At 65.4% G+C, this 22,632-nt stretch carries 21 protein-coding genes and 2 pseudogenes; 10 read left to right on the plus strand and 13 right to left on the minus strand.

Annotated elements, in window-relative coordinates:
• Nucleotides 1-183 precede the first annotated feature (183 nt).
• Nucleotides 184-1,080: a LysR family transcriptional regulator gene (locus CN538_RS08670; protein ID WP_242495694.1), complete on the plus strand. Its 897-nt coding sequence runs from the start codon at nucleotides 184-186 to the stop codon at nucleotides 1,078-1,080.
• Nucleotides 1,081-1,158: 78 nt separating this feature from the next.
• On the opposite strand, the gene CN538_RS08675 is transcribed toward CN538_RS08670, so the two are convergent.
• The 7 genes and pseudogenes from CN538_RS08675 to CN538_RS08700 form a co-directional block, all read right to left on the minus strand.
• A complete protein-coding gene (locus CN538_RS08675) occupies nucleotides 1,159-3,354 on the minus strand; it encodes an OsmC domain/YcaO domain-containing protein (protein ID WP_106419178.1) in 2,196 nt (731 codons plus the stop codon).
• Between the two features lie 222 nt (nucleotides 3,355-3,576).
• Complete coding sequence (glpK, locus tag CN538_RS08680; RefSeq protein WP_106419179.1) at nucleotides 3,577-5,085, minus strand: glycerol kinase GlpK; 1,509 nt, start codon at nucleotides 5,083-5,085, stop codon at nucleotides 3,577-3,579.
• 49 nt (nucleotides 5,086-5,134) lie between these two features.
• Nucleotides 5,135-5,428, minus strand: coding sequence for an MIP/aquaporin family protein (locus CN538_RS24275; RefSeq protein ID WP_277985125.1), 294 nt, complete (start codon nucleotides 5,426-5,428; stop codon nucleotides 5,135-5,137).
• Between the two features lie 121 nt (nucleotides 5,429-5,549).
• A pseudogene (locus CN538_RS26165) lies at nucleotides 5,550-5,864 on the minus strand (aquaporin); the annotation flags it as partial.
• A 107-nt stretch (nucleotides 5,865-5,971) separates the two neighbouring features.
• Entirely contained in the window at nucleotides 5,972-7,486 is a 1,515-nt protein-coding gene (gene glpD / locus CN538_RS08690; protein ID WP_106419180.1) for a glycerol-3-phosphate dehydrogenase, read from the minus strand.
• A gap of 265 nt (nucleotides 7,487-7,751) precedes the next feature.
• Nucleotides 7,752-8,546 carry an ABC transporter ATP-binding protein gene (locus CN538_RS08695; RefSeq protein WP_106419181.1) on the minus strand — a complete coding sequence of 265 codons (795 nt, stop codon included), beginning with the start codon at nucleotides 8,544-8,546 and terminating at the stop codon, nucleotides 7,752-7,754.
• Entirely contained in the window at nucleotides 8,543-9,607 is a 1,065-nt protein-coding gene (locus CN538_RS08700) for a FecCD family ABC transporter permease (RefSeq protein WP_106420596.1), read from the minus strand. The genes CN538_RS08695 and CN538_RS08700 overlap by 4 nt, the downstream gene beginning before the upstream one ends.
• 182 nt (nucleotides 9,608-9,789) lie before the next feature.
• Here CN538_RS08700 and CN538_RS25090 point away from each other — a divergent pair, with 182 nt between their 5' ends.
• The 9 genes and pseudogenes from CN538_RS25090 to CN538_RS26175 all read left to right on the plus strand — a co-directional run bounded on the left by CN538_RS25090 (nucleotide 9,790) and on the right by CN538_RS26175 (nucleotide 16,669).
• On the plus strand, nucleotides 9,790-10,272 hold the full coding sequence (locus CN538_RS25090) for a glycine betaine ABC transporter substrate-binding protein (protein WP_340638294.1): 483 nt from the start codon (nucleotides 9,790-9,792) through the stop codon (nucleotides 10,270-10,272).
• Nucleotides 10,244-10,657, plus strand: coding sequence for a glycine betaine ABC transporter substrate-binding protein (locus CN538_RS25095; RefSeq protein ID WP_340638295.1), 414 nt, complete (start codon nucleotides 10,244-10,246; stop codon nucleotides 10,655-10,657). The genes CN538_RS25090 and CN538_RS25095 overlap by 29 nt, the downstream gene beginning before the upstream one ends.
• Before the next feature lie 308 nt (nucleotides 10,658-10,965).
• Nucleotides 10,966-11,214: a hypothetical protein gene (locus CN538_RS24285; RefSeq protein WP_277985127.1), complete on the plus strand. Its 249-nt coding sequence runs from the start codon at nucleotides 10,966-10,968 to the stop codon at nucleotides 11,212-11,214.
• Between the two features lie 2 nt (nucleotides 11,215-11,216).
• Complete coding sequence (locus CN538_RS08710) at nucleotides 11,217-12,554, plus strand: ABC transporter substrate-binding protein (RefSeq protein ID WP_277985128.1); 1,338 nt, start codon at nucleotides 11,217-11,219, stop codon at nucleotides 12,552-12,554.
• A gap of 74 nt (nucleotides 12,555-12,628) precedes the next feature.
• Nucleotides 12,629-13,631 (plus strand): annotated as a pseudogene (locus CN538_RS08715) (ABC transporter permease subunit).
• 10 nt (nucleotides 13,632-13,641) lie between these two features.
• Nucleotides 13,642-14,541 (plus strand): ABC transporter permease subunit, encoded by a 900-nt coding sequence (locus CN538_RS08720; RefSeq protein ID WP_106419182.1) that lies wholly within the window; start codon nucleotides 13,642-13,644, stop codon nucleotides 14,539-14,541.
• A gap of 63 nt (nucleotides 14,542-14,604) precedes the next feature.
• Complete coding sequence (locus CN538_RS08725; protein WP_106419183.1) at nucleotides 14,605-15,660, plus strand: ABC transporter ATP-binding protein; 1,056 nt, start codon at nucleotides 14,605-14,607, stop codon at nucleotides 15,658-15,660.
• Entirely contained in the window at nucleotides 15,657-16,040 is a 384-nt protein-coding gene (locus CN538_RS26170; RefSeq protein ID WP_422917561.1) for an ATP-binding cassette domain-containing protein, read from the plus strand. Before CN538_RS08725 ends, CN538_RS26170 begins: the two co-directional genes overlap by 4 nt.
• Entirely contained in the window at nucleotides 16,001-16,669 is a 669-nt protein-coding gene (locus tag CN538_RS26175; RefSeq protein ID WP_422917562.1) for an oligopeptide/dipeptide ABC transporter ATP-binding protein, read from the plus strand. The genes CN538_RS26170 and CN538_RS26175 overlap by 40 nt, the downstream gene beginning before the upstream one ends.
• 4 nt (nucleotides 16,670-16,673) lie before the next feature.
• Here the strand turns inward: CN538_RS26175 and CN538_RS08735 are convergent, their stop codons facing one another.
• The 6 genes from CN538_RS08735 to sbmA form a co-directional block, all read right to left on the minus strand.
• On the minus strand, nucleotides 16,674-17,846 hold the full coding sequence (locus tag CN538_RS08735; RefSeq protein WP_106419184.1) for an ABC transporter ATP-binding protein: 1,173 nt from the start codon (nucleotides 17,844-17,846) through the stop codon (nucleotides 16,674-16,676).
• Nucleotides 17,847-17,871: 25 nt separating this feature from the next.
• On the minus strand, nucleotides 17,872-18,678 hold the full coding sequence (gene ugpE, locus CN538_RS08740) for a sn-glycerol-3-phosphate ABC transporter permease UgpE (protein ID WP_242495695.1): 807 nt from the start codon (nucleotides 18,676-18,678) through the stop codon (nucleotides 17,872-17,874).
• Nucleotides 18,669-19,121, minus strand: a complete 453-nt coding sequence (locus CN538_RS22545) for an ABC transporter permease subunit (RefSeq protein ID WP_242495696.1) — start codon at nucleotides 19,119-19,121, stop codon at nucleotides 18,669-18,671. Before CN538_RS22545 ends, ugpE begins: the two co-directional genes overlap by 10 nt.
• A 146-nt stretch (nucleotides 19,122-19,267) precedes the next feature.
• Nucleotides 19,268-19,591 carry a hypothetical protein gene (locus CN538_RS22550; RefSeq protein ID WP_242495697.1) on the minus strand — a complete coding sequence of 108 codons (324 nt, stop codon included), beginning with the start codon at nucleotides 19,589-19,591 and terminating at the stop codon, nucleotides 19,268-19,270.
• Between the two features lie 273 nt (nucleotides 19,592-19,864).
• On the minus strand, nucleotides 19,865-21,187 hold the full coding sequence (ugpB, locus tag CN538_RS08755) for a sn-glycerol-3-phosphate ABC transporter substrate-binding protein UgpB (RefSeq protein WP_242495698.1): 1,323 nt from the start codon (nucleotides 21,185-21,187) through the stop codon (nucleotides 19,865-19,867).
• A gap of 169 nt (nucleotides 21,188-21,356) precedes the next feature.
• Nucleotides 21,357-22,583 carry a peptide antibiotic transporter SbmA gene (gene sbmA, locus CN538_RS08760; RefSeq protein ID WP_106419186.1) on the minus strand — a complete coding sequence of 409 codons (1,227 nt, stop codon included), beginning with the start codon at nucleotides 22,581-22,583 and terminating at the stop codon, nucleotides 21,357-21,359.
• Nucleotides 22,584-22,632 lie beyond the last annotated feature (49 nt).

Consider the following 22,632-nt stretch of genomic DNA (forward strand, 5'->3'; position numbering starts at 1 on the left):
CCCTCTCCTGGCGGCGAAGCCTGTCCGCCGCGTCTCGGTCGAATTCGATGCGGAGAGAGTAGGGAGTCCGCGCTACCATTAGAAACAAGGTTTCTTTGTAAAGGTCACCAATATGAGTGGGATGGTTGGAACGATGAGCGTGGGCCAGGCGACAGCGCCAGGCCACTGGGGGGTACAGCGCGTATGCGACGCGCCGGGCGGCTCAACCGGCTCGATCTGAAGCAGCTGCGGGTGCTCCAGGCGCTGCTGCGCGAACGCAATCTCTCCCGCGTCGCCGCGGGCATGGGGCTGACCCAGCAGGCGATCAGCGAACACTGCGCAAGCTGCGCGAGCTCTTCGACGACCGGCTTTTCTCGTCAGGGTAACGGCATGACCGCCACGCCGCTGGCGCTCGAACTCGGCGAGCGGGTCGAGCGGATTCTTCACGAGATCGAGGCGCTGCTGTCGCCGGCCGAGTTCACCCCGGCCACCTATGAGGGCGTGGTGACGCTCAGCGCGACCGACTATGCGATGCAGGCGATCTTGCCGGCGTTTCTGCACGAGGTGCGTCAGCAGGCGCCGTTTCTCAGGCTGATCGTGCAGCCCTTCGAGAGCGATCAGGTCGAGCGCAAGCTGATCTCTGGCGAGCTCGATCTGGCGCTCTCGTTCCCGGACTTTCTGCCCGATTCGCTGCCCTATCTCACGCTCTTCGACGATCGCCACGTCTGCGTCGCCAGCCCCTGTTCGCCGCTGCACGGCCGGACGCTGTCGATCGGGGAGATCGCCGCGCTGCCGCAGCTGGTGGTCTCGCCGTCACGTTCGGCGCTCAAGGGCTCCCACGATCAGTGGTTCGCCGACCAGGGGTTGGAGCGCCATATCGTCATCTCCGTGCCGACGTTCAAGGCGGCGCCGGATGTGCTCTACACCACCGACCTGATCGCTTTCTATCCCGCGCGGCTGCTGCCCAATCCCAAGGTGGCGCCGCTCACCATCGATTTCGCCACGCCGACGTTCGAGGTCGCCGTTGCCTGGCATCCGCGCACCCAGGAGAGTGCGATTCACCGCTGGATGATCGAGAAGCTGGCGCGCGGCGGGTGTTGATGCGGTGGGGGCACACGGAAACCCCGGAACCGACTCGATAGGTGGTCCCAGGGTGTGCTGGCGGCGTGCCGGGCGCGCTCAGCCCCGGTGCGTCGCGCGCCAGGCGTGCAGCTTGTGATAGCTCTCGAGCAGGCGCTGGTGGCGCTCGATACCGTCGAGCTCAAGGCTGGTCGGTGTCAGCCCGGGGAAGCGCACCGAGCCCTCCACCGCGCCGATGGCGTCTGCCATCTTCGCCTCGCCGAACATCCGGGTCAGGTTGTGGCGGTAGTCGTCGAGCTCGAGATCGTCGTCCAGGGCGATCTCGAGCACCGCCGACAGTGCCTGATAGAAGAGTCCGCGGTCGACGGTGTTGTCGTTGAACTGCAAGAACATCTGCGCGCCGTCCAGGGCGTCTTCGAGGCGCCCCAGCGCCAGTTGGATCAGCAGCTTCAGCTCGGCGATGGTCAGCTCAGACCAGACGGTGTTGTCGTCGAACTCGATGCCGATCAGGGTGACGATCTTCATCTGCTCGTCGAGCTCGCTCTCCTCCAGACGCTCGAGCAGGTCGGTCAGTTGCGTCTCGTCGAGGCGGTGCAGGGCGAGGATATCCTCGCGGAAGGCCAGCGCCATGTTGGTGTTGTCCCACACCAGATCCTCGACCGGGTAGACCTCGGAGTAGCCGGGCACCAGGATGCGGCACACCGGGGCGCCGAGATCCTCGAAGGTGGCGACATAGGCCTCCAGCCCCTCGTCGTCGAGAATCGCGAACAGGCGCTCGGCCTCCTCGTCGTTGGTGCCGGAGAAGTCCCACTCGACGAAGTCGACGTCCGCCGTGGCGCTGAAGAAGCGCCACGACACCACGCCGGAAGAGTCGATGAAGTGCTCGACGAAGTTGTTGGGTTCACTCACCGCCTGGGTGTTGAAGGTGGGCGGCGGCAGGTCGTTCATGCCTTCGAAGCTGCGCCCCTGCAGCAGTTCGGTGAGGCTGCGTTCGATGGCGACCGACAGGCTGGGGTGCGCGCCGAAGGAGGCGAACACGCCGCCGGTGCGCGGGTTCATCAAGGTGACGCAGGCGACCGGGAAGCGCCCGCCGAGCGAGGCATCCTTGACCAGCACCGGGAAGCCCTGGGCCTCCAGCGCCTGCACGCCTTCGAGAATCGTCGGGTACTGCGCCAGCACCGCCTCGGGCACGTCCGGTAGCGCGATCTCCTGCTCGATGATCTGGCGCTTCACCGCCCGCTCGAAGATCTCGGAGAGACACTGCACCTGCGCTTCGGCAAGGGTGTTGCCCGCGCTCATGCCGTTGCTGAGATAGAGGTTCTCGATCAGGTTGGAGGGGAACCATACCGTCTCGCCGTCCGAGTGGCGCTGAAACGGCAGCGAGACGATGCCGCGGTCGGTGCGTCCGGAGTTGGTGTCATAGAGGTGCGAGCCTCGGAGCTCGCCGTCCGGGTCGAAGATCGCGCGGCAGTGGTCGTCGAGAATCTCGCTGGGCAGCGCGTCGTCCGGCCCCGGCTGGAACCAGCGCTCGTTCGGATAGTGGACGAACTCGCTGGCGGCGATCTCGCTGCCGAAGAACTGATCGTTGTAGAAGAAGTTGCAGGAGAGGCGCTCGATGAACTCGCCCAGCGCCGAGCACAGCGCGGCCTCCTTGGTCGCTCCCTTGCCATTGGTGAAGCACATCGGCGAAGCGGCGTCGCGAATGTGCAGCGACCAGACGTGGGGCACGATATTGCGCCAGGAGGCGATCTCGATCTTCATGCCGAGACGCTCGAGGATGCCTGTCATGTTGGCGATGGTTCGCTCCAGCGGCAGGTCCTTGCCTTCGATCCAGGTCTCCTGGCTCTCGCCGTCCTTGTCGAGCGAGCCGCCCATCAGCAGCGCCTGGGCGTTTTCGTCGATGTTCTCCACCGCCTCGATCTGGAACTCGGGGTTGTTCTGGATCACCCGCTTGACCGAGCAGCGCTCGATCGAGCGCAGAATGCCGGTGCGGTCCTTGTCGGAGATATCCGCCGGCAGTTCGATCTGGATACGGAAGATCTGGTTGTAGCGGTTCTCCGGGTCGACGATGTTGTTCTGCGACAGCCGGATGTTCTCGGTGGGGATCTCACGGGCGTTGCAGTAGACCCGCACGAAATAGGCCGCGCAGAGCACCGTGGAGGCGAGGAAGTAGTCGAACGGCCCCGGCGCCGAGCCGTCGCCCTTGTAGCGGATCGGCTGGTCGGTGATCACCGTGAAGTCGTCGAACTTGGCTTCCTGGCGCAGGTTGTCGAGATAGTTGACCTTGATTTCCATGGAGAGAGACCGCGTTGGTAAGTGGCTGACCTCCGTAGCTGACAGGAGGTGGATGGCGGCCATTATCCGGATTCGAGGGCGCTTCGTCTTGGGGGCTGGGAAGTAGAAGCGCCTGGAGGCGGGCGGGGGTGGAAGTGTATCCGGCCGATGGGACGACAAGGGCCCGAGCCCCCAGCGGGGAGGACTCGGGCCCTGTCTGTTCCGATGCGAGGTGCGGGACGCTTAGGAAGCGACCTGGAACGCCATGGTCGCCTGCACCGCTCGCTTCCAGCCGTCGTAGAGCGCATCGCGGCGATCCTGGCGCATGCTCGGTTCGAAGCGGCGTTCGATCGCCCACTGCTCGGAGATCTGCTCGCGGGACTCCCAGAAGCCGAGGGCCAGCCCGGCGAGATAGGCCGCGCCGAGTGCGGTGGTCTCGCTGATCTCGCTGCGCAGCACGTCGACACCCAGGATATCGGCCTGGAACTGGGCCAGGAAGTTGTTGGCGATGGCGCCACCGTCGGCGCGCAGCTCGGTCAGATCGATGCCCGCGTCGGCCTGCATCGCCGTGAGTACGTCGGCGGTCTGGTAGGCCATCGATTCGAGCGCGGCGCGAATGAACTGCTCCTTGCTGGTACCGCGTGACAGCCCGAACATGGCGCCACGCACATTGGAGTTCCAGTAGGGCGCGCCGAGACCGGTGAAGGCGGGCACCAGATAGACGCCCTCGCTGTCGCCGGCGCGTTCGGCGTAGGCTTCGGAGTCGGAGGCCTTGCCCAGCATGCGCAGCCCGTCGCGCAGCCACTGCACCACCGAACCGGCGACGAAGATGGCACCTTCCAGCGCGTACTCGACCTCGCCGTCGATCTCCCAGGCAATGGTGGTGAGCAGGCCGTTGTCTGAGATCGTCGCTTCGCTACCGGTATTCATCAGCGTGAAGCAGCCGGTGCCGTAGGTGTTCTTGGCCATACCGGGCTTGAAGCACGCCTGGCCGAACAGCGCCGCCTGCTGGTCGCCGGCGATGCCTGCGATCGGCAGCTTGGTGCCGAACAGGAACTTGGGCAGCATGTAGCCGTAGATCTCGCTGGAGGACTTGACCTCGGGCAGCATCAATTCCGGTACGCCGAGCATCTCCAGCAGTTCCGGGTCCCAGCGGCGCTCGCGGATATTGAACATCAGCGTGCGCGAGGCGTTGGTCACGTCGGTGACATGCTCGGCACCGCCGGTCAGGTTCCAGATCAGCCAGGAGTCCATGGTGCCGAACAGCAGGTCGCCTTTCTCGGCTTTCTCCCTGACGCCGTCGACGTTATCCAGAATCCACTTGATCTTGGTGCCCGAGAAGTAGGCATCGATCACCAGGCCGGTCTTGTCGCGGACCTTGTCGGCATGCCCCGCTTCGCGCAGCTCGTCGCAGATCTCGGCCGAGTGACGTGACTGCCAGACGATTGCGTTATAGACCGGCTGGCCGGTGTGCTTGTCCCAGATCACCGTGGTTTCACGCTGGTTGGTGATGCCGATGCCGGCGATCTCCTCGACATTGACTTGGGAGTTGTTGATCACCTCGGTCAAGGTGGTCAGCACGCTGGTCATGATGTCGCGCGGGTTGTGCTCGACCCAGCCCGGCCGCGGGAAGATCTGCTCGAACTCGCGCTGGGCCATGCCGGCGATCTTGCCCTGATGATCGAACAGCATGGCGCGCGAACTGGTGGTGCCCTGGTCGATGGCGAGGATGTATTTCTTCTTGTCACTCATGGGAGAACGCTCCTTCCGAATGGTGTGTCTTTGCAGAGCCGAATGCAGCTCAATAGACCGTTGCGACGAGGGCAGCCAGACTGCTGCCGATGATCGGGCCGACGAAGGGCACCCACGCATAGCCCCAGTCGTTGGCTCCCTTGTGTTGAATGGGCAGCATGGCGTGCGCCAGCCGTGGCCCCATATCGCGGGCAGGGTTGATCGCATAGCCAGTGGGCCCGCCCAGCGAGGCGCCGATCGCGACCACCAGCAGTGCCACGGCCAAGGGGCCGAGCCCGTTGGGCGTATGGCCGAACATGATGACGACGAACACCAGCACGAAGGTCCCGATGGCTTCGGTCACGCAGTTCCAGACCCGCGACCGGATCTGTGGGATGGTCGAAAAGGTGGCCAGAATAGTGGTGGCATCCTCGGTGTCGTCGTACTGCTTCTTGTAGCAGAGGTAGCAGGAGCACCGCACCCAGCCAGGCGCCCACGAACTCGCCGGTGAAATAGGCCAGGGTATTGTCCAGGGTGATGGGGATGCCCTTGGCGTACTCGGAGGCCGGGCCCAGCCACAGCGCGAGGGTGATGGCCGGATTGAGATGCGCCCCGGTATCGAACGCGATCCACACGCCGCAATAGACCGCGAGTCCCCAGCCGAAAAAGATCAAGAGTGGGCCACCGTTATGGCCACCGGTCTTCTTGAGCAGCACGTTGGCGACCACGCCGCAGCCGAGCAGCGTCATGCAGGCCGTACCGGCTATCTCGTGCAGCACTATCTTTTCTATGACTCCCATTTTGACTCCCGTGATATTCGTCTATCTGTGATGAGCTCCGAACGGACCTGAACGGCGGTGACGGATCGATCGTGAAGCCGATGGCCGGAGCGTGACTGGGTGGACGCTTACGCTTTTTCTTCCTCCGTGTTGGCAGCGGATGCTGCGAGATAATCGGCGAGTCGGCGCTGCTCGCTGTCATCGAGACGCAGGACGAGCTTGGTGCGGCGCCAGAGGATGTCTTCCGCGGTTCGTGCCCATTCGTGTGCGCGCAGGTAGTCGACTTCGGCGGCGGCGTAGAGATCGGCGCCGAAGTGTTCGCCGAGATCGTCCAGCCGTTCGGCCTGGCCCAGGATCGTCAGCGCTCGGGTGCCGTAGTTGAACACCAGGCGCGTGGCCATCGGCGATGGCACGAAGGGGTAGCGGCTCTGCAGCGACGCGACGAGCTGCTGCGGATTGGCGTCATCGCCGCCGGGCAGCGGATGGCCGCTATGGGTCCAGGCCTTCTCGCGGTGGCCGAGCGCCGGCGCCAGCTGGTCGACGGCGTCTTCGGCCAGGCGCCGATAGGTCGTCAGCTTGCCGCCGAAGACATTGAGCAGTGGCGCGCCACCGGCCGTGTCGAGCTGGATGCGGTAGTCGCGGGTGATCTCGCTGGCGTTGTCCTCGTGATCGTCGAGCAGCGGGCGCACGCCGGAGTAGCTCCAGACCACGTCTTCAGGGCCGATTGGGCGCTCGAAATAGCGGTTGATGGCCTCGCAGAGATAAGCGATTTCGTCGGCGTCGATCGCCACCTTGCCCGGCGCGCCCTGATGCTCGACATCGGTTGTGCCGATCAGGGTGAAATCGCGCTCGGGGATGGCGAAAACGATGCGGCCATCCGGCTGCTGGAAGATATAGGCGTAGTCATGCGCGAACAGGCGCTCGACCACGATATGGCTGCCCTTGATCAGGCGCAGCGCATAGGGGTGGTTCTGCGAGGCGATATCGTCCAGAAAGCGCACCGCCCAGGGGCCCGCCGCGTTGACCAACCCGCGTGCGCGAACCTCGCTGGTTTCGCCATCGCAGGTCTTGAGTGTCACCTGCCAGCCATCGCTACTGCGTGTCGCCGTCTCGGCCCGGGTGCGGGTCATGATGCGTGCGCCGCGGTCGGCTGCATCCATGCAGTTGAGGACGACCAGGCGGGCATCCTGAACCCAGGCATCGGAGTAGACGAAGCCCTTGGTGAACGCCGCTTTCAATGGTGCGCCGGCCGGATGGCCGGAGAACTTGATGCCGTGGGAGTTCGCCAGCGTCTGTTTTCCACCGAGGTGGTCATACAGGAACAGGCCGGTGCGGATCATCCACGCCGGGCGCAGATGCTTCTGATGGGGGAGCACGAAGCGCATCGGCCAGATGATATGGGGTGCCATCTTGAGCAGCACTTCCCGCTCGGAAAGCGCCTTGGCCACGAGCTTGAACTCGTACTGCTCCAGATAGCGCAGGCCGCCGTGAATCAGCTTGGTAGAAGACGAGGAGGTATGGCTGGCGAGATCGTCGGCCTCGACCAGCAGCACCGACAGCCCTCGGCCCACCGCATCGCGGGCAATGCCGGCGCCATTGATGCCGCCGCCGATGACAATCAGATCGTAAGTATCGCCGCTCATGTTCGAGTTCGCTCTCTGATGTTTCGCTTTGAGTCATTATTGCGCGAAAACGAACATTATGGATGTGCGACAAAGGTCTTAGAATTATGCGGTTAGCCTAGTGCTATATCGGTAAATTTATGAAAACAGGGGGTTATGAAGGGTTTTGTCGGAGAGAGAGTTGTTTTCGATGGTGAAAACAGGTGGTGGTCAGCACACTGATTTCTTCGCATCACGACATTTTCGTACCACAACATCGATGTGGCCGCGCTGGTCATCCTGGCGCTTATGGATCGGTGCCGCCGAGCGCATTCAGCGCCGCCAGCGGTGTCACCCGGGGTGGTTCGTCCGCGGGCCACTCGACGTGGGCATGGATGGCGTAGACCTCGCGCAGCCGGGCTTCGGTAAGCACTACCCGCGGTGAGCCGGTGGCGCACACCCGGCCGCCGGCTCCCAGCATCCATAGCTGGTCGGCGAAGCGCGCGGCGAGGCTCAGGTCGTGGATGGCGATGATCACACCGATACCCTGCTCGCGGGCGGTAGCCTGCAGCCACGCCAGCACCTGCAGCTGGTGGTGAAGATCGAGGGCGCTGGTCGGTTCGTCGAGCATCAGCACTTGCGGCTCGCGCACGATCGCCTGGGCGATCGCCACGCGCTGGCGCTGGCCGCCGGAGAGCTGGCCCAGGTCGCGCTCGGCCAGCGGTGTCAGCGCCAACGTGTGCAACAGGCGCTCGACTCGCGCCAGATCCTCGCGGCCGCGCGCCGGATGGGTGGTGCGCCGCGCCAGCAGTACCGCCTCGAACACGCTCAGCGCGGCTCGCGTGGTGCTCTCCTGGGGCAGATAGTAGACCCGCCGCGCGCGCTCGGCGTGGGTGAGCCCGGCCAGGTCCTGCGCCGCGAGATGCACCTTGCCGTGGTAGCGCACCAGCCCGGCGACCGCCTTGAGCAGGGTCGACTTGCCAGCACCGTTGGGGCCGATCAGTGCGGTCACCTCGCCCGGGACGGCGCGCAGCCCGGTGACTGCCTGCAGCACCGGCGTGCGCCCCAGCGTCACCGACAGCGCCTCCACCGTCAGCGTCATCCCCACACCTCGCGCCGGCTCTTGATGATCAGCGAGACGAAGAACGGCAGTCCGATCAGCGCGGTGAGAATGCCGATCGGCAGCAGTACCCCGGGGATCAGGGTCTTGGAGGCGATCGAGGTCAGCGACATCAAAAGCGCCCCCACCAGCGCCGACAGTGGCAGGAAGACACGCTGATCCTCACCCACCAGCAGCCGCGCGATATGCGGCCCGACCAGCCCGATGAAACCGATGGTACCGACGAAGGCGACCGCGGTGGCGGCGAGCAGCGAACAGCACAGCAGCATCAGCAGCCGCAGGCGGGCGACATCGATGCCCATGGCGCGCGCCTGCAGATCGCCCATGCGCAGCGCGGTCAGGCGCCAGCCGGCGACGAAGAACACCGGCAGCGTGAGCGCCAGCGCGGCGGCAATGATACCCACCTTGGGCCAACTGGTGCGCGACAGCGAGCCCAGTGACCAGAACACCAGTTGCTGCAGGGACTGCGCCGAGGCGACGTACTGCAGGATGCCGAGCAGGGCGTTGAAGAAAAACATCAGCGCGATGCCCATCAGCACCATGGTCTGCACGCTGACCCCACGCAGCCGACTGACCAGCCAGATCAGCAGTGACGCGAACATCGCCATGACGAAGGCGTTGAGCGTGGTCAGCAGTGCCTCGCCGCCGGGCAGCACACCGACGCCGAGCACGATCGCCAGCGCCGCGCCGAAGCTGGCGGCGGCGGAGATGCCGAGGGTGAAGGGGTCGGCCAGGGGGTTGTCGAGGATGGTCTGCATCTCGGCCCCGGCGCTGGCCAGGGCCAGACCCACCACCACGGCCATCAGCGCCACCGGCAGGCGGATCTCCCACACCACGATGGCCAGCGTGGCGGGAGCGCTGTCGGGGGCGACGATCGCCGCCACCACCGCCGGCAGCGGATACTGCCCGGGGCCGATGGCGACATCGGCGAGCAGCGACAGGCAGGTGAGTACGGCGGTCAGCGCGATCAGCACATAGTGGCGCCGGCGCCGGGCAAGGTAGCGATCGGCGCTGCTGGACGAGGCGGCAACGGCGGTGGTCATGACGGGTAGCGGCAGGGCATGGAGGGAGAATCCGCGGGCGAACAAAAATGATTCTCGATCATAACACCGCCCGTCATCCTTTACAGACGCGTCCTGGGGGAGTATGTGCGAACTTTGGCGCGTGTCTCGGTTTCCTCTGCGCGTCCTGCTAAGTTGAATTGACATGCCAACCGGGAACGCAGATGAAAAATACGCTGATCGGAATGCTGGCCGCGGCCGCGCTGACCACGACCTTCTCCGCCGCGCAGGCGGCGGACAAGACGCTGACCATCGGGACCAACAACTGGGCCGAGAACATCGCCGTCTCCAACCTGTGGAAGCTGGTGCTTGAGCAGCACGGCTATGACGTCAGGCTCGCCAACGTGGGCAAGAGTGCGCTCTACGCCGGTATGAACAGCAAGGATATCGACGTCGGGCTGGAGATCTGGCTACCGCATACGGACAAGAGCTTTCTGGCGCCGTACAAGGATACGCTGGAAGTTCACGATGCCTGGTACGACGAGACCGGGCTGGGTCTGGTGGTGCCGAGCTATGTCGATATCGACAGCATTCCCGAGCTGGCGGCGTATGCCGACGAGTTCGCGTATCAGGGGGCCCGAGCATCCTGGGGATCGACCCGGGCTCGGCGATCGCGGCATGACCGACGAAGCGATCACCGCTTATGACCTGCCGCTGACGCAGATCAACAGCTCCGAGCCGGCGATGATGTCCGCGCTGGATCGCGCCTATCGCACACAGCAGCCGATCGTGGTCACGCTGTGGAACCCGCACTGGGCGTTCGCCGACTACGACCTGAAGTATCTCGACGACCCACAGGGCATCTACGGCGAAGGCGACACCATCTACTGGTTTTCGCGGCAGGGTTTCGGCGAGGACGACCCCTGGCTGACTGCGGTGCTCGACGCCTGGCACATGAGTGACGAAAGCCTGAGCGAGCTGATGTCGCAGATCGAGGAACGCGGCGACCCGGTCGCGGGGGCCAAGACCTGGATCGCGGACAACCAGGAGCAGATCGATGCTTGGCTGGCCGCGGGGCAGGCGGCGCGCTGAGACGCTGTTACCCCCTCCCTGGGCGCCACCTTTGCCATCCCTGGCAAAGGCCCCTCGCTTTGCCCTGCCCCCGGCGCCCATCGTCAGAGTTTGGAAATGGGCGCTTAGCGCGTGGGGCTATAACCTTATTGCGCCGCCAGTGCAAGCGCCGCCTCTCACGCTATCGGACAATTGATTAAACGCTAATCGACGAACTAACCTCAGGCGACTGCCCGCTGGGCCGAGCCGTCAGCGGGCAAGGCGACAACGATAAACGGCCACAAGCCGACAAAGACAATGACAGCGACCGCTGTGCAGGAGACTCTCCAATGAAAAAGACGCTGCTGGCCGCCGGTGTGGCGGCCATGATGATGGGTGCGACCCCGGTCATGGCCAAGACGCTGGTCTACTGCTCCGAAGGCTCGCCGGAGGGCTTCGATCCCGCGATCTACACCACCGGCACCACCTTCGATGCGACCAGCGAGACGGTGTTCAACATGCTGGTGCAGTTCAAACCGGGCACCACGAGCTGGAGCCGGCCATCGCCAAGAGCTGGGAAGTCTCCGACGATGGCCTGAGCGTGACCTTCCACCTGCGCGATGACGTCAAGTTCCAGACCACCGACTTCTTCACCCCCAGCCGGCCGCTCAACGCCGACGACGTCATCTGGAGCTTCGAGCGCCAGATGGACAAGGAAAACCCCTACTACAAGCTCGCCAACGGCAACTTCGAGTACTTCAACGCGATGTCGATGGGTGAGCTGATCAAGTCGATCGAGAAGGTCGACGAGCACACTGTCAAGTTCGTGCTGACCGAGCCCAATGCGCCGTTCCTGGCCAACCTGGCGATGCCTTTCGCGGCGATCCACTCCCAGGAATACGAACAGCAGCTGATCGACGAGGGCAAGCCGCAGCAGGCCAACCAGCAGCCGATCGGCACCGGCCCGTTCCAGTTCGTCGCCTATCGTGAAGACGCCGCGATCCGCTACCAGGCCAACCCGGACTACTTCCGTGGCAAGCAGCCGATCGACAATCTGGTCTTCGCCATCACCCCGGATGCCCAGGTGCGTTACCAGAAGCTGATGGCGGGTGAGTGCCAGGTGATGCCGTTCCCCAATCCGTCCGACGTCCAGGCGATGAAGCAGAACGACGAGATCAAGGTGCTGCAGGAGCCGGGTCTCAACGTGGCGTATCTGGCCTACAACACCCAGCAGAAGCCGTTCGACCAGCCCGAAGTGCGCCGCGCGCTCAACATGGCGATCAACAAGCAGGCGATCATCGATGCGGTGTTCCAGGGCGCGGGGGAAGTGGCCAAGAACCCGATTCCGCCGACCATGTGGAGCTACAACGACGCCGTCAAGGATGACCCCTACGACCCCGAGAAGGCCAAGCAGATGCTCGCCGACGCCGGGGTCAAGAACCTGAAGATGGACATCTGGGCGATGCCGGTCCAGCGCCCCTACATGCCCAACGCGCGGCGTGCCGCCGAGCTGATGCAGGCGGATCTGGCCAAGGTCGGGGTCGACGTCAATATCGTCACCTACGAGTGGGGCGAGTACCTCAAACGCGCCTCCGCCGTCGACCGCAAGGGCGCGGTGATCCTGGGCTGGACCGGTGACAACGGCGATCCGGACAACTTCATGGGGACGCTGTTGAGCTGTGCCGGCGTCGGCGGTGCCAACCGTTCGCAGTGGTGCTACAAGCCGTTCGACGACCTGATCCAGCAGGCGCGTACGCTGAGCGACCAGGCCGAGCGCGCCAAGCTCTACGAGAAGGCGCAGGTGATCTTCAAGCAGCAGGCGCCGTGGGACACCCTGGCCCACTCGACGGTGTTCATGCCGATCCGCAAGGAGGTCACCGGCTATGTGATCAATCCGCTGGGTCTGCATAGCTTCGAAGGCGTCGACATCCAAGAGTAACTCCCTCCCTTCGTGGTGCACGGGGCAGCCTGGCGGCTGTCCCGTGTCCGCGCATGACTAGTCAGACCCTCACTATGTTCAAGTTCATTCTGGTCAAGCTGGCGCAGCTGGTGCCGACCTTCATCGGCGTCACCATCGTGGCGTTCGCCTTCATTCGTCTGCTGCCGGGCGATCCGATTCTGCTGATGGCCGGCGAGCGCGGCATCTCCGCCGAGCGCTATGCCCAGCTACAGGCGCAGTTCGGCTTCGACCGGCCGCTGCCGGTGCAGTACTGGGAGTTCCTCAAGGGGCTCTTGCACGGTGACCTGGGCAACTCGCTGGTCACCCACTCGCCGGTGGTCGGCGAGTTCTTCAGCCGCTTCCCGGCGACCATGGAGCTGTCGCTGTTCGCACTCGCCTTCGCCGTGATCATCGGCCTGCCGGCCGGGGTGCTGGCAGCGATCCGCCGCGGCAAGACGCTCGACCACACCGTGGTCGGCATCAGCCTGACCGGCTACTCGATGCCGATCTTCTGGTGGGGCCTTTTGCTGATCATGTTCTTCTCCGGCACCCTCGGCTGGACCCCGGTCTCCGGGCGCATCTCCTTCATGTACTTCATCGAGCCGGTCACCGGCTTCATGACCATCGATACCCTGCTCGCCGGCGACTGGGGCGCCTTTCTCTCGGCGCTGCACCATCTGATCCTGCCCGCCATCGTGCTCGGCACCATTCCGCTGGCGGTGATCGCGCGCCAGACCCGCTCCTCGATGCTCGAGGTACTGGGCGAGGATTACGTGCGCACGGCGCGGGCCAAGGGGCTCTCCAGCTACCGCGTGATCATGGTGCACACCCTGCGCAATGCGCTGATCTCGGTGGTCACGGTGATCGGGCTGCAGGTGGGTGCTGCTGGCCGGGGCGATCCTGACCGAGACGATCTTCTCGTGGCCGGGCATCGGCAAGTGGATGATCGATGCGATCTCGCGGCGCGACTACCCCTCGGTGCAGGGCGGTCTGGTGCTGATCGCGTTCATCGTGATGATCGTCAATCTGCTGGTGGATGTGGCCTATGGGGTCATTAATCCGCGCATCCGTCATTGAGGACCCAAAAATGGCTGCAATGTCTATCCCTGCCGCGCCCGGGACCTTTCGCTATCAGCTGGGCAGCTTCTGGAAGGATTTCAGCGCCAGTCGCGGCGCCCTGGTCGGGCTGATCTTCATCGCGCTGATATTTCTGGTGGCGCTGCTGGCGCCCTGGGTGGCGCCCCACGACCCGGCACTGCAGGACCGCTCGGCGCTGCTGGTGCCGCCGGTGTGGCACGCCGAAGGCAGCTGGCGCTACATCCTGGGCACCGATGCGGTGGGTCGCGACATTCTCTCGCGGCTGATCTATGGCGCCCGCTACTCGCTCTCGATCAGCGCCATGGTGGTGCTGATCTCGATGTGCGGCGGCATCTTCCTGGGGCTGCTGGCGGGCTACTTCCGCGGCTGGGTCGAGACCGTGATCACCCGCGTGATGGATGTGGTGCTGGCCTTCCCCAGCCTGCTGCTGGCGCTGGGCCTGGTGGCGATCCTGAGCCCGGGGCTGACCAGCGCGATGATCGCCATCGCGCTGGTGCAGCTGCCCTACTTCGTGCGTCTGACGCGCGCGGCGGTGATCGGCGAGAAGAGCCGTGAGTACGTCACCGCCAGCCGTCTGGCCGGGGCCGGGCACATGCGCCTGATGTTCAACACCCTGCTGCCCAACTGCATGGCGCCGCTGATCGTGCAGGCGACCCTGTCGTTCTCCACCGCGATCCTGGATATCGCCGCGCTGGGCTTTCTAGGCATGGGCGTGCAACCGCCGACCCCCGAGTGGGGCGCAATGCTGGCCAATGCGCGCGAGTTCATGGGGAGCGCCTACTGGGCGGTCACCTTCCCGGGGCTGATCATTCTGCTGACCGTGCTGATGATCAACCTGATGGGCGACGGTCTGCGCGATGCGCTGGACCCGAAGATGAAAAGATCGTGAGCGCCTCGCCCACCCCGGCGCCTGGCGTCCGGGGCGGGCGCGGCGACGCGATGAGGAGTTCACATGGCATTACTTGATATCGCAGGCCTGAGCGTTCGGTTCCAGACCAACAGCGGCCTGTTCACGGCGGTCGAGAACGTCGACATCCAGGTCGACCACGGTGACGTGCTGTCGATCGTGGGCGAGTCCGGCTCGGGCAAGTCGGTCTCGATGCTGGCGACCATGGGGCTGCTGCCGTGGACCGCCCAGGTCAGCGCCGAGCGCATGGCCTTCGACGGCCAGGATCTGCAGCAGCTGGGCTCGCGTCAGCGCCGGCGCATCGTCGGCGGCGAGATGTCGATGATCTTTCAGGAGCCGATGAGCAGCCTGAACCCGTGCTTCACCGTGGGCACCCAGATCGACGAGATGATCAAGCAGCACAAGGGCGGCTCGCGCCGCGAGCGCCACGAGCGGGCGCTGGAGCTGCTCGCCCAGGTGGGGATTCCCGACCCGGGGCGGCGGATCAAGGCGTATCCGCATCAGCTTTCCGGCGGCATGAGCCAGCGGGTGATGATCGCCATGGCGATCTCCTGCGACCCAAGGCTGCTGATCGCCGACGAGCCGACCACGGCGCTGGATGTCACCATTCAGGCCCAGATCCTCGAACTGCTGCTCAAGCTGCAGGAGGAGAAGGGCATGGCGCTGATCCTGATCACCCACGACATGGGCGTGGTCGCCGAGACCGCCAAGCAGGTGATCGTGCAGTACGCCGGGCGCCAGGTGGAGCAGCAGGAGGTGAAGTCGCTGTTCGCCCATCCGCGCCACCCCTACACCGAGGCGCTGCTCTCGGCGCTGCCGGAGCGCGCTGCGGGGCAGACGCGGCTGCCGACCATCCCCGGCGTGGTGCCGGGCCAGCACGACCGCCCCACGGGCTGCCTGTTCAACCCGCGCTGTCGTTACGCCACCGACCACTGCCGCGAGGTGGAGCCGGTGGCGGCGCCGGATGACCCGGCGCGCACGCTGTGCCACTACCCGCTCGGGCGGCCGGATGCCGAGGCATCAGCAGGGCCAGCATCCGAACCTTCCCCCGGCGTCTCGCCCGAGACGTCTTCCCCGTCGCGACCGGAGGTGCGTCCATGAGCCGTGAAGCGGTACTGCGCGCGCGTCATCTGACGCGCTACTACGAGATCAAGGGCGGGCCCTTCTCCAGGCCGGCCACGGTCAAGGCGCTCAACGAGGCCTCGTTCGAGCTGTTCGCCGGGCAGACGCTGGCGGTGGTCGGCGAGTCGGGCTGCGGCAAGTCGACCCTGGCGCGGGTGCTGACGATGATCGAGCCGCCCACCAGCGGCGAGCTGACCATCAACGGCCAGGCGGTGGCGCTCAAGCCGGGCCAGCGCCCGCCGGCGGCGCTGCGCCGCGAGGTCCAGATCATCTTCCAGACCCTTATGGCTCGCTCAACCCGCGCAAGACCGTGGCGACCATGCTGGAGGAGCCGCTCAAGCTCAACCGCCGTGAGATGAGCGCCAGTGCGGCGCACGGCGGCGCTGGAGATGATCGAGAAGGTGGGCCTGCGGCCCGAGCACGCCGACCGCTACCCGCACATGTTCTCCGGCGGCCAGCGTCAGCGTATCGCGATCGCCCGGGCGCTGATGTCAACCCCAAGATTCTGGTGCTCGACGAACCGGTCTCGGCGCTGGATCTGTCGATCCAGGCCCAGGTACTCAACCTGCTGGCGGATCTGCAGGAGGAGTTCGGGCTGGCCTACGTGTTCATCTCCCACGATCTCTCGGTGGTGCGGCGCATCGCCGACGACGTCATCGTGATGTACTTCGGCCAGCCGGTGGAGACGGGGCCGGCGGAGACGGTGTTCAGCCAGCCGCGCCACCCCTACACCCAGGCGCTGTTCTCGGCCACGCCGGTGGCCGACCCCAACCGGCGCCGCGAGCGAGTACGGCTCAAGGGCGAGCCGCCGTCACCGCTGTCGCCGCCGCCGGGCTGTCCGTTCGCCCCGCGCTGCCATCGCGCCACCGAGGCCTGCACCCGCACCGACCCGCCGCTGGAGCCGGTGGACGATGCGGTCAGCGTGGCCTGTATCCACGTCGAGACCAGAGCCAGCCAGGCGGGCGTCCTGATCTTGGCGGAGCGATAACGGGTCAGGCAACGCTCGACTGCGCCGCCGACGTGTCGGCAGCGAGGCGCGCCCGCCGTGCCAGACGCTGCTCCTCGACGTCGAACAGGTGCAGCGGGCCGTCGACCGCGAGCCGTATCTCGCTGCCTTCGCGCAGCGCCGCGGCCTCCAGTGTGGTCAGCGGCAGCCGTGCGGTGAGCGGGGCGTCGAGCCCCGGTAGGCGGCAATAGACCAGGGCATCCACCCCCAGGCGCTCGATCATCTCCAGGGTGACCGCGAACTCGCCCTGTGGGTCGAGGCGCAGGTGCTCCGGGCGTACCCCCAGGGTGGCGGTAGGCCGGAGCGCCTTGGACTCTGCGTTCGCTGTAGGCTCGGTCGCGGGCTCGCCATCGGCCTCTGTTCCGAGGGCGTCTGTTTCGAGGATCAGGCCGCCGGGCAGTCGCGCGCAGCCGTCGCTGTGGGTCACCGGCAGCAGGTTCATCGCCGGCGAGCCGATGAAGCGCGCCACGAAGCAGCTGGCGGGTGTCTCGAACAGGCTCATCGGTGTGCCGATCTGCTCGATCCGGCCATCGCGCAGCACCACCAGACGGTCGGCCAGGGTCATTGCCTCGACCTGATCGTGGGTGACGTAGAGCATGCTCGCACCCAGGCGCTGCTGCAGGCGCCGAATCTCCAGGCGCATCTGCACGCGCAGCGCGGCATCGAGATTGGAGAGCGGCTCGTCGAACAGGAACACGCGCGGCTCGCGCACGATCGCCCGACCCATCGCCACGCGCTGGCGCTGGCCGCCGGAGAGTTGGCGCGGGCGGCGTTCGAGCAGCGCCTCGATCCCCAGTAGGGCCGCGGCCTCGCGTACCCGGCGGGTGATCTCCTCGCGCGGGCGCTTCTGCAGCTTGAGCGCATAAGCCATGTTGTCGAATACGCTCATGTGCGGGTAGAGCGCGTAGTTCTGGAACACCATCGCCACCCCGCGCTGGGCCGGCTCCAACTGGTTGGCCAGCCGCCCGCCGATCTCGAGCTCGCCATCGCTGATCGTCTCGAGCCCCGCCACCATGCGCAGGAAGGTCGACTTTCCGCACCCCGAGGGGCCCACGACGACCATCAGCTCGCCGGGTTCCAGGGTCAGGTCGATACCATCGACGGCGCGCTGGCCGCCCTTGTAGGTCTTGAGGAGCTGGCGACAGGTCAGTGTGGCCATGGGTCGAGTCTCTTGGTGTTGAAGGTCACTTTTCGGCATCGGTCAGCCCACGCACGAAGAAGCGCTGCATGGCGACGATCACCACCACCGGCGGCAGCACCGTGAGCAGCGTCATCGCGGTGGCCAGTTGCCACGGTGGCAGGGTGTCGGTGGACTGCACCAGGTTCTTCAGGCTGATCACGGCGGTGGCGTGATCGGGCGAGTTGGCCGCCAGCAGCGGCCACAGATACTGGTTCCAGCCGTAGATGAACATAATCACGAACAGCGCCGCGAGGTTGGTCCGCGACAGCGGCAGCACGAAATCTTTGAGAAAGCGCAGCGGCCCGGCGCCATCCAGCCGCGCCGCCTCGAACAGCTCCGACGGCAGGCTCAGAAAACACTGGCGCAGCAGAAAGGTGGCGGTGGCCGAGGCGATCAGCGGCAGAATCATCCCCGCGTAGGTGTCGATCAGCCCGAAGCGCGCCACCACGCCGTAGGTCGGCACGATGCGCACCTCCACCGGTAGCATCAGGGTGACGAAGATCAGCCAGAAGCAGAGCGTGCGGCAGGGAAAGCGGAAGAACACGATGGCGTAGGCGGCCAGCAGCGAGATCGCGATCTTGCCCAGGGCGATACCCAGCGCCATCACCAGCGAGTTGCCGAGCAGGCGCAGCGCACTGACCCCCAGCCCGGGCATCGGCTGGGACAGTAGCTGCCAGTAGTTGGCCAGCCCCTGGTCGCCGAACCACAGCGGGGCGATGCCGCTCTGTAGATCGGCGGCACTGTGGGTGGAAGCGGTGAGCGCCAGCCACAGCGGTAGCCCGAAGATCACCACGCCAATGATCAGCAGCAATGAGTGAGGCCGTCGAGGCCGGGTCGACGATAGCGCATCAGTAGGCGACCTTGCGTTCGAGATAGCGGAACTGGATGAAGGTGAGTACCCCGACCAGCCAGCATCAGCAGTACCGACTGGGCGCTGGAACCGCCCAGGTCACGGCCCACGAAGCCATCCTCGTAGAGCTTGTAGACCAGGGTGCGGGTGGCGCCGCCGGGGCCGCCCAGGGTGGTGTTGTCGATGGTGGCGAAGGTCTCGAACAGCACGTAGACACTGTTCATCACCAGCAGGAAGAAGGCAGTCGGCGACAGCAGCGGCAGGGTGATACCGAAGAAGCGCCGGAACGGCCCGGCGCCGTCGATGGCGGCGGCCTCGAGCAGCGAGGCCGGGATCATCTGCAGCCCGGCGAGAAAGAACACGAAGTTGTAGCTCATCTGTTGCCAGATCGAGGCGATCACCACCAGCGCCAGCGCCTGGCCGGGTCGAGCTGGGCGTCCCAGTGAACGCGCCGAAGACGGCCAGGGCGTGGGTCAGCACGCCGAGCACCGGGTCGAACATGAACAGCCATAAAAGCCCCGCCACCGCCGGCGCCACGGATAGGGCCAGGTCAGCAGCACGCGATAGAGCCTGGCGCCATGGAGCACGCGGTCGGCGAGCACCGCCAGCAGCAGCGCCAGCCCATGGCGCCTGCCGCCACCAGCAGGCTGAACAGCGCGGTGACGCCGAAGGCGTGCCAGTAGCCCGGCGAGGCGAGCACGTGCTGAAAGTTGGCGAGCCCGACGAAACGCTCGCCGAGGCCGAAGGCATCCTGCACGTAGAACGCCTGACGCAGCGACTCGGCGGCGGGCCAGAAGAAGAAGATGGCAACCACCGCGAGCTGGGGCGCCAGCAGCAGCCAGGGAGTGACGGAGTGACGTTCGAAAGTGGTCATCTTGATCGGCACAGCGGGCGGCTTGCGCCGCCCGCTTTCGGGGACTCGACAGCAGAGAAGGGCATCTTAGGGAACCACTGCATAAATGCCTGCGCGAGCGAATCGCTGCGTTGCGTGGTACTCGAACACTCGCCTAACCCCATGTTATGTCTCGTGTTCTGTGTTCCATGCGCCTTGCGCTTCATCTCGCTCGTCGATTTATTCAGTGCTTCCTTAGGCGCTTAGGGTTTGGACACAAAATCAGCGCGAGCAGGCAGTTTTCGTACGCAGCCCCTAGTTCGAGACGCTGCGCTCGAACTGCTCGAGCTCCGCATTGCCACGCTTGGCGGCGTCGGTCAGCGCCTGGGCGGCGGTTTCGCTGCCGTTGAACGCCTTCTCCAGCTGCTCGGCGATGATATTACGGATCTGCGGCATGTTGCCCAGGCGCAGGCCACGGCCGTTGTCATCCGGCGTGCCCCGGGTCAGCTGGTCGATCGCCACGCTGGCGCCTGGCGTCTTGGCATAGAAGCCCTCTGCTTTCAGCTGCTGGTAGGCCGCGGTAGTGATCGGCACATAGCCGGTGAAGCTGGCCCAGTCGGCCTGTACCGACGGCGAGGAGAGGAAGTTGAGGAACTCGGCCACGCCTTTGTAGACCTTGTCCGACTGACCCTGCATGACCCACAGCGAGGCACCGCCGATGATCGAGTTGCGCGGCTGGCTCACCGCTTCGGCGTCATAGGGCAGCGGGGCGATGCCGAAGGTGAACTTGCCCTTGGCGGCTTCCTGGATGCCCGCACGCGAGGCGGAGGAGGTGGTCAGCATGGCGCAGCGACCCGACTGGAAGCGCTTGGTGCCGTTGTCGGCGCGGCCGCCATACTCGAAGGCGTGGCTCTTCTGCCACTCGGCCAGATCCTGGATATGCCCCACCGTGGCCGGCTGCTTGTCGAACACCAGGCGGGCATCGGTGCCATTGAAACCGTTGGCCTGGGTGGCGAAGGGCACATCGTTGATCGCGCTGAAGTTTTCCAACTGGGTCCAGCTCGGCCAGGCGGTGGTCAGGCCGCACTCGGCAGCGCCGCTCTCGACCAGCTTGTGGGCGTCCTTGCCGACCTCGGCCCAGGTCTTGGGCGGGGTCTCGATACCGGCCTTGGCGAAGGCGTCCTTGTTGTAATAGAGCACCGGCGTGGAGGAGTTGAACGGCATCGACAGCATATGGCCGTCGCGCGAGGTGTAGTAGCTCTTCACCGCCGGCAGGAAGGCGTCGGGATCGAACGGCGTGTCGGTGTCCTGCATCAGCTGGTAGACCGGGTAGATCGCACCCTTGGCGTTCATCATCGTCGCCGTACCGACCTCGAACACCTGGGTGATCGCCGGGGCCTGGCCGGCGCGGAAGGCGGCGATGGTCGCGGTCAGGTTATCGCTGTAGCTGCCCTTGTAGACGGGCTTGACCACATAGTCGTTCTGGGAGGCGTTGAACTCCTCGGCGATGGCGTTGACCTTCTCGCCGAGCACGCCCTCCATGGCATGCCACCAGGTGATGGTGGTGGCCGCCTGGGCCGAGGGGGATAGCGACAGCGCGGTGACAGCGACGAACGGCAGTAGAGAGGTGAGGCGCACGATGACATCTCCTGACAGGGCGTTACAGGGTGTGGTGCGTACCCTAGGACGACATGATGTCAGAAGCGTGGCATTCGGATGTCACTCGGATGACGGCGTTGTGGCTGTGCGATGACGGCAGGAGGTCAACGACGTCGGCAGGGCGCTGCAAGCACCCTGCCGTTATCACTCAGCTCGTCGCCTGGGGGGCATCCGGCGTGTGTTCGATCACCCGCTCGAAGGTGCGCAGGCGTTTGACGATCGAGAGCAGCTCGATGATGGTCGACCAGGAGTTGACCAGATACTGGAAGGAGTCGCGCACCTGGCCGAAGACGTTGAGGATCTGCTGCAGCAGGCCCAGGGTCAGTTTGCCGGCGATGATCGAGGGTGCCAGCACGATGAAGGCGAAGACCGCATCCGCCTGCAGATAGAAGATGCGCGCGATATTGAAGTAGGCGTAGTGCCAGTAGAGCCGGAAGTAGTTGCGCCGTACCGCCTGGAATAGCTCCGCGACGGTGGCCGGGCGGGCGCGCTCGGCGGCGTCCTCGCCGTAGACCAGCTCCTTGCGGTAGGCCGCCTCTACCCGCTGGTTGCGAAACTCCAGACCCGGCAGCTTGATCCCCGCCAGTGACAGAAACAGGGTGCCGAACAGCGACCAGGCGATCGCCGACCACACCAGGGCGTTGGAGACGTGCCCGATCAGCGGCAGCTCGGTGATGTTGTGTGACATCGTCACCAGCAGTGGCAGGAAGGCGATCAGCGTCAGCACCGACTTGAGCAGGCTTACGCCCAGCCCCTCCAGCGTGGTGGAAAAACGCATGGTGTCTTCCTGTACGCGCTGAGCGGCCCCCTCGACGTGGCGCAGGCGCGACCAGTGGCGCATGTAGTAGTCGTTCATCGCCCAGCGCCAGCGGAAGATGTAGTGGCTGACGAAGAACAGGTTGAACACGCCCACCGTGACCGCGACGAAGGCGATCCCGGCGAAGGCGAGCATTTCGCGGTAGAGATCGGCCGCGCTCACCGAGCTGTCACCGCCCAGGGCCTGCTGCACCATGTCCCAGAACGGCCCGTACCAGGCGTTGACCGCGACGCTGGTCTGAACCGAGAAGTAGGTCATGAACACGATCAGCGCGCTGCCGAGGATCGACCAGCGCTGCCAGCGGTGCGGGCTCGCGCGGAACCAGGCCGCAGCGAAGAGCGCGGTGCACAGCGCATAGTAGAGATAGAACCATAAAAACGACGGCGCCCAGAAGCGCGAGACGTCGATCGGCAGCTCGGCGCCGGGGGCGAGCGGGGGCAGGCCGATGGCGGCACCCCAGGCGTTGGCGGTGGTGTCCCACAGCACCAGGCACAGCAGGGACCAGACGAGTGCGCTGAGCGAGAGCAGCGCGGGTCGAGGAAAGAAGGATCGAAACACGGTGACATCCTGAGCGGCGAAGATCGGGCCCGGGATCGTGGCCCCTCTC

Origin of the sequence: Salinicola tamaricis (genome assembly GCF_003006155.1) — a bacterium.
GTDB classification, from domain to species: Bacteria; Pseudomonadota; Gammaproteobacteria; order Pseudomonadales; family Halomonadaceae; genus Salinicola; species Salinicola tamaricis.

Bases quoted from the DNA above. Each gene is read 5' to 3' on its own strand.
- CN538_RS25090 (WP_340638294.1), top strand. From the start codon at position 9,790: ATGAAAAATACGCTGATCGGAATGCTGGCCGCGGCCGCGCTGACCACG.
- CN538_RS08725 (WP_106419183.1), top strand. From the start codon at position 14,605: ATGGCATTACTTGATATCGCAGGCCTGAGCGTTCGGTTCCAGACCAAC.
- CN538_RS26170 (WP_422917561.1), top strand. From the start codon at position 15,657: ATGAGCCGTGAAGCGGTACTGCGCGCGCGTCATCTGACGCGCTACTAC.
- CN538_RS25095 (WP_340638295.1), top strand. From the start codon at position 10,244: ATGACCGACGAAGCGATCACCGCTTATGACCTGCCGCTGACGCAGATC.
- CN538_RS24285 (WP_277985127.1), top strand. From the start codon at position 10,966: ATGAAAAAGACGCTGCTGGCCGCCGGTGTGGCGGCCATGATGATGGGT.
- CN538_RS26175 (WP_422917562.1), top strand. From the start codon at position 16,001: ATGCTGGAGGAGCCGCTCAAGCTCAACCGCCGTGAGATGAGCGCCAGT.
- CN538_RS08675 (WP_106419178.1), bottom strand. From the start codon at position 3,354: ATGGAAATCAAGGTCAACTATCTCGACAACCTGCGCCAGGAAGCCAAG.
- CN538_RS08670 (WP_242495694.1), top strand. From the start codon at position 184: ATGCGACGCGCCGGGCGGCTCAACCGGCTCGATCTGAAGCAGCTGCGG.
- glpK (WP_106419179.1), bottom strand. From the start codon at position 5,085: ATGAGTGACAAGAAGAAATACATCCTCGCCATCGACCAGGGCACCACC.
- CN538_RS08695 (WP_106419181.1), bottom strand. From the start codon at position 8,546: ATGACGCTGACGGTGGAGGCGCTGTCGGTGACGCTGGGGCGCACGCCG.
- CN538_RS22550 (WP_242495697.1), bottom strand. From the start codon at position 19,591: ATGACCACTTTCGAACGTCACTCCGTCACTCCCTGGCTGCTGCTGGCG.
- CN538_RS08735 (WP_106419184.1), bottom strand. From the start codon at position 17,846: ATGGCCACACTGACCTGTCGCCAGCTCCTCAAGACCTACAAGGGCGGC.
- CN538_RS08720 (WP_106419182.1), top strand. From the start codon at position 13,642: ATGGCTGCAATGTCTATCCCTGCCGCGCCCGGGACCTTTCGCTATCAG.
- glpD (WP_106419180.1), bottom strand. From the start codon at position 7,486: ATGAGCGGCGATACTTACGATCTGATTGTCATCGGCGGCGGCATCAAT.
- CN538_RS08700 (WP_106420596.1), bottom strand. From the start codon at position 9,607: ATGACCACCGCCGTTGCCGCCTCGTCCAGCAGCGCCGATCGCTACCTT.